A 5,736-nucleotide genomic window follows, 5' to 3' on the forward strand; every position below is an offset into this window, starting at 1 on the left:
GCCATCCGGTCCTGCTGGCGCTGCGCACCGGCTATGATTTGCGCGGCGAACCGGTGGAGTTCCGGTCCTCATGGATGGCCACGGACACGCACGACTATCTCAGCGAACTGCGCTGGGCCGCAGCGACGGAAAAATGAGCAGTGAGAATGACGGCAAGCGCGCAGCCCGGCTGCTGCCGCCGCGACCGCAAACACCGCTGTCGCCCGAAGACGCGCTCGCCAGAAAACAGGCGCGCGAACAGAAGGACGCCGAGGTGCGCGGGGTCGCCTCGATCGCGGACATGCGCGAGGCCATCCGGCACGCGAGCCGCGGCCTGCCTCCCCTCTCCGAAGTACCGCGCGTCGGCGTCCTCGACGCCGTTGCATTCAATGCGCAGGCAGCGAAAGGCCTGCCGTTCATCATCACCGGCCTGGTCGGCAAGTGGCCGCTGTGTGCGCTGACGCCGCAAACCCTGCGTGAAGAATTCGGTGACCTGCAGGTGCGCGCGCGGGTCGGCGATTACGTCAACACCGCGTTCGCAAGCGATCGCGCGATGCAGGACATGTCGTTGCGGAACTATCTTGACCTGACGGCTGATGCTGACTTGCCGCCCTACGTGGGTAATCTGGAAATGCGGCCATTGAACCGGCTGTGCCACTGGCCGGCCTACTTCAAGAAGATGGGGCCACCGCGTTTCTGGCTCGGTCCGGCGCGCACGGTGACACCGCTGCATTGCGACTATGACGACAACATCTTTGCGCAGATCCGCGGCGTCAAGCGCATCTTTCTGGCGCCGCCGCATCACGATGAATTCCTCTATCCGCGCGAGGCCAACGCGATCCTGTTCGGCTCCCCCTTCGATCCCGAAGAGCCGGACTTCGACAAGTTCCCGCTGGCGCGTCAAGCGGCGCTGACCGAATGCATCGTGCAAGCCGGCGAGCTGCTGTATGTGCCGGCGGGCTGGTATCACCAGGTGCGCGCACTGACGTTTTCGCTGTCGGCCAATCGCTGGGCCAGGGGGCAGCCGCTGGTGCTGGGTTCCTGATTACAAGACGCGCCGTCCGATGCGACCACTTCAGTTGCATCGGATCGGCGTACATCGGCCGCATCAATCAAAATCAACCAGCATCGCGCAACTGCAACAACTGCAACAACTGCACCTGGCGGTCGGTCGGCAACGCCCGATCAGCAAAAGATTGCGGCACGCGGCTTTGCGATTCGCGAGATGGAGAACCGCCCTTGGCCGCGGCCTATCGGCCTAACGCGGTTGCAGCGTGGTCGGCTGCATCCACAGCTTGTTGAGACCGTTGTACTTCAGCCATTCCTCGCCGCCGCGTTGGCGGATGCTGTCGCTTGCCGCCGGATCCGACAGATCGATGATTTCCGAGTCGATGATGTCGCCGTTGCTGTCGTAGCGGAACGCCTTCACCACCGGCTTGGTCAGCCCGGCCGCGCTCTGGCGGATCACCAGGCCGAGCCTGCCGGATTCCATTTTCAGCAGCGAGCCGATCGGATAGATGCCGAGCGTTTTGACGAAGGCCGAAAGCAGGGTCTTGTCGAAGTGGCCGCTCCAGGAGGCCATCGCGGTGAGCGACTCGGCCGGATCCCAGCCTTTTTTGTAAGGGCGGTCGGAGGTCACCGCGTCATAGACGTCGCAGATCGACGCCATGCGCGACAACAACGAAATGCCGGCGCCGCTGAGGCCATCGGGATACCCGGTGCCGTTGATCTTTTCGTGATGGTGCAGGCACACTTCGACGGCGTAGGGCGGGATGTTGGAATTCTTGATCAGGTGGTTGTAGCCGAGCACCGGATGGCGGCGCACGATGTCGATTTCCGCCGGGGTCAGGCCGCCCGGCTTGTGCAGGATGGGCACCGGGATAAAGGCCTTGCCGACGTCATGCAGCAGGCCTGAAAGACCGGCCTCCTTGCAGGCCGGTTCGTCCATGCCGATGGTGCGGCCCAGCGCCACCATCAGCGTGCAGACTGCGACCGAATGCATGTAGGTGTAATCGTCGGCAAGCTTGAGCCGCACGATGCTGGTCATGGCGGCGCTGTTGCGCAGGATCGACGCCGTCACCTGATCCACCAGGTCAAGGCAGCGTTCCATGTCGATGACCCGGCCCATGCGGATGTCGGCGAACATTGCCTTGGTGGCGTCCTTGGCGGTCTCGCACAACCGCTGCGCCTGTTCCAGCTCTTCGAAGAACGGATCGGCGCCGACGGCAACCGGCAGTTCGTCGCGCAAACTCAACGCGGTTTCAGCACCTTCGGATTCAACTCCAGATTCAACTCCAGATTCAGCTTCAGATTCAGCTGCAACGTCCGCGTCCTGCTCTGCCGCCGCGACGTCCTTGCCCTGCCCGACGTCGATCCAGCAATACGCGATTCCGCTGGCGCGCGCCTGTTGCAAATGGGCGGTGTCTTTCAGCAGGAAGCGATTTTTCCAGAATGGGTGATCCAGCCATGCAGCTTCGAAGCCGCAAAAATACATTCCCAATTCGAGTTCGTCGACTTTGATCTTTTTCAAAAGGCTCATGTTTCTACAATCTGCTCAGGCTAGGGCCAATGACGATGCTGTTTAGCGTTGTTTATCTCTCCGGCCCAAATAATATTGCAAACGTGTAAAACGTGACTCTTTTTTTTGCCTCTTGTTAAAAAGGAAATAGTTATCAGGACAAGATCAGGCGAAATAAATCCACAGCGCCTGGCCCGTCTACGGCTTGCGGCGCTGCGCGCCGAGATCGGGCTCAAACTGGTGACGGCAGGCTGAACTTGCTCCCGGGCACGGCCTTGATTGCCGGAAGTCCTACAACGCATGGAGGTTGAAAGACTGCGCCGCTCCCGGCATACTTTGCCATACCCCTCTGTCGGCAGATTTTTTGGCGATTGCTTTGCAGCGCTGTTGTGTCCGGTGATCCGTCCGGTCATGCGGCGGAGGTCCCAGACAAGGAACACCGATGCCCAGCAGTCAACCCGCTCACCTGACGCTTACCGATGCGCAGCGCTTCCAGCTCATCATTTCCGCCATCCACGACTACGCCATTTACATGCTCGACCCGCAGGGCAAGGTCACCAGCTGGAACAAGGGCGCGCAGCAATTCACCGGCTATTCCAGCGACGATATCCTCGGTTCGCACTTCTCCGTGTTCTACACCGCTGAAGATCGCGACGCCGGTCTGCCGCAAAAAGCACTCGACATCGCGCTGCGCCACGGCAAGTTCGAAGACGAGGGTTGGCGCCTGCGCAAGGACGGCACCACATACTGGGCCAGTTCCATCATCGATCCGATCATCGCCGACAACGGCGAGTTGCTCGGCTACGCCAAGATCACGCGCGACATCACCGAACACAAGCTGGCGGCACAGACGCTGCAGGCCAGCGAGCAGCAATTCCGCCTGCTGGTGCAAGGCGTCACCGACTACGCCATCTACATGCTGTCGCCGGAAGGCCGGGTCACCAACTGGAATGCCGGCGCCCAGCGCATCAAAGGCTATACGGCAGACGAAGTGATCGGCATGCATTTTTCCAGCTTCTACACCGAGACCGACCGCAGCGACGGTCTGCCGGAGCGCGCCCTGGCGACTGCGGCCGAGCAAGGCCGCTACGAGCAGGAAGGCCTGCGCGTGCGCAAGGACGGTTCGACCTTCTGGGCGCACGTGATCGTCGACGCGATCCGCAGCGAGCTGGGCGACCTGATCGGTTTTGCCAAGGTCACGCGCGACGTCACCGAACGGCGCGAAACCGCGCTGGCGTTGTCGCGCGCCAACGCGGCGCTGTTCCAGTCGCAGAAAATGGAAGCGCTGGGCCAGCTCACCGGCGGCGTGGCGCATGACTTCAACAACCTGCTGGCGGTGGCCTCCAGCGGCCTGCAGTTGCTGACGGTGCAGTTTCCCGATCTGGAGAATTCGCGCTCGCTGGAGAGCATCCGCCGGGCACTGTCACGGGGCGCGATCCTGACCCAGCAGTTGCTGTCGTTCGCGCGGCAACAACCGTTGCAGCCGGAGACGCATGAAGTCAATACGCTCATCGCCGATTTCGAATCGGTGCTGCGGCGCGCGGGAAATTCGTCGATCCAGTTCGACATCCGCAAAAGCCCGGTGCCGGTCATGGTGAAACTGGATTCGACCCGCTTCGAGACCGCCTTGCTGAACCTGGTGGTCAACGCGACGCAGGCCATGCCGGACGGCGGCAAGGTCACCATCGCCACCGAAAAGCTCACGCTGCGCGACAAGGCCGTGGGCGCCCTGCCGGGCGGCGTCTACGCCAAGATCAGCGTGACCGACAACGGCAGCGGCATGACGCCGGAAGTGCAGGCGCGCGTATTCGAACCTTTCTTCACCACCAAGAAAGCCGGCCAGGGCACCGGCCTGGGATTGAGCCAGGTGTATGGCTTCATCACGCAATCGGGCGGCGAGGTTACGCTCTTGAGCGAAGTCGGCTTCGGTACCTGCTTCACGATTTACATTCCCATCGATGCCGAGGCCGACGCCGAAAATACGCAGAGTGCCGACAACAAGCAACGTTCGGAAATCGTGCTGATCGTCGACGACCAGCTCGACCTGCTCGACATCACCGCCGAATTGTTCCGGACGATGGGATATGAAGCCTACACCGCCACCAACGGCGCCGAGGCATTGGAGGTATTGGAGCGCACGCCGCAGATCGACATCCTGTTTACCGATGTGATCATGCCCGACAGCATCAGCGGCATCGAACTGGCGCAGATCACGCGGCAGCGCCATCCCGCGACCAAGATCATCCTGGCGTCAGGCTATCCGTTCCCGGCGCTGACGTCCAACCAGCAACTGAGCAAGGAATTCGCGTTCCTCAACAAGCCCTATCAGTTGTCCGATCTGGCCAAGATCCTGCGCAGCAAAGATTGATCCGGCGCCCCTGATCAGCGCGCAGTCCACCTGCGCGCCAACTTTGGGAGCAGTGCAACATTCGCTGCACTACTGTCGACCCCGCCGCCACACGTGGGAACGGATGATGCAATGCATCCGGCTCCAAACAGAGCTGATGCACTGAGGTAAAAATAGTCTTGCAAGTTTCAGCCGCTTTCGGGGCGGCTTTTTCTTGGGTAGAAGGAATGCGTGAAAACTCTATACGTGGAACCAGAACACCCGCAGCAACCACACCGCGCTGATGCCGATGAGGGCAACCAGGCCGGCGGCAATCGCCACGGACGCCTTCGAATGATGTCGACTATCCATGATGTTCTCCTGAAGGGCAACGCGACGCCGCAGGTGATGAAACGAGCGTCTGCACTTTCACGATAGTCCGTACTTCCCATCCCGTCAGTCGGTGCATCGCTGGTGTTGCCGTAAGACCAGTACGTCAATGGTCTGCACGGATGACGTCGCTATCAGGTCTCGTCCGACTTCAAACTGCGTCATCGGCCTATTACCTCAAACGGCGCGCTGCGCGAAGATGAAACTTGTTCCTTTTTGCACCGAGGCATTATGGCTTCCACCGCAACAAATTTTATTTCCCTCACTGCACACGCACAAAACGAAGCGGCGCACGCGTCCGCCTCGGCCCTCTACCGCGCGTTGTCGGTGCCGAAACCCTCAAGCCGGGCGCGTGAAGATGGCGCCCGCTATCTGCAGGCGCAACTGGCGCAGGCGCGGGACTTGCCGTGCGACATGCCGGCGTCGCCCGACGACCTCCACGCTTGGGTGAACGAACGTGTAACCCACGTCGGAGAGCAATACGCGGCCTACCTGGCGGCGCGCAAGGATGGCGCGCCGGTGG

Annotated in this window: 3 protein-coding genes and 1 pseudogene; 3 read left to right on the forward strand and 1 reads right to left on the reverse strand. The window is 61.4% G+C overall.

Annotated features, from left to right (window positions below; all coding sequences use genetic code 11):
• Positions 1–133: 133 nt before the first annotated feature.
• Positions 134–1,024 (forward strand): cupin-like domain-containing protein, encoded by an 891-nt coding sequence (locus HLUSI_RS0118300; RefSeq protein WP_016835336.1) that lies wholly within the window; start codon positions 134–136, stop codon positions 1,022–1,024.
• A 213-nt stretch (positions 1,025–1,237) separates the two neighbouring features.
• Here HLUSI_RS0118300 and HLUSI_RS0118305 read toward each other — a convergent pair whose 3' ends face one another.
• Positions 1,238–2,518: an HD-GYP domain-containing protein gene (locus HLUSI_RS0118305; RefSeq protein WP_016835337.1), complete on the reverse strand. Its 1,281-nt coding sequence runs from the start codon at positions 2,516–2,518 to the stop codon at positions 1,238–1,240.
• Between the two features lie 421 nt (positions 2,519–2,939).
• On the opposite strand from HLUSI_RS0118305, the gene HLUSI_RS0118310 reads away from it, so the two are divergent.
• Together HLUSI_RS0118310 and HLUSI_RS29475 are read left to right on the forward strand one after the other, a co-directional pair.
• A complete protein-coding gene (locus HLUSI_RS0118310) occupies positions 2,940–4,865 on the forward strand; it encodes a hybrid sensor histidine kinase/response regulator (RefSeq protein WP_016835338.1) in 1,926 nt (641 codons plus the stop codon).
• Positions 4,866–5,540: 675 nt separating this feature from the next.
• A pseudogene (locus HLUSI_RS29475) lies at positions 5,541–5,736 on the forward strand (iron-containing redox enzyme family protein); the annotation flags it as partial.

The organism is Herbaspirillum lusitanum P6-12 (assembly GCF_000256565.1).
Classification (GTDB): Bacteria; Pseudomonadota; Gammaproteobacteria; order Burkholderiales; family Burkholderiaceae_D; genus Herbaspirillum; species Herbaspirillum lusitanum.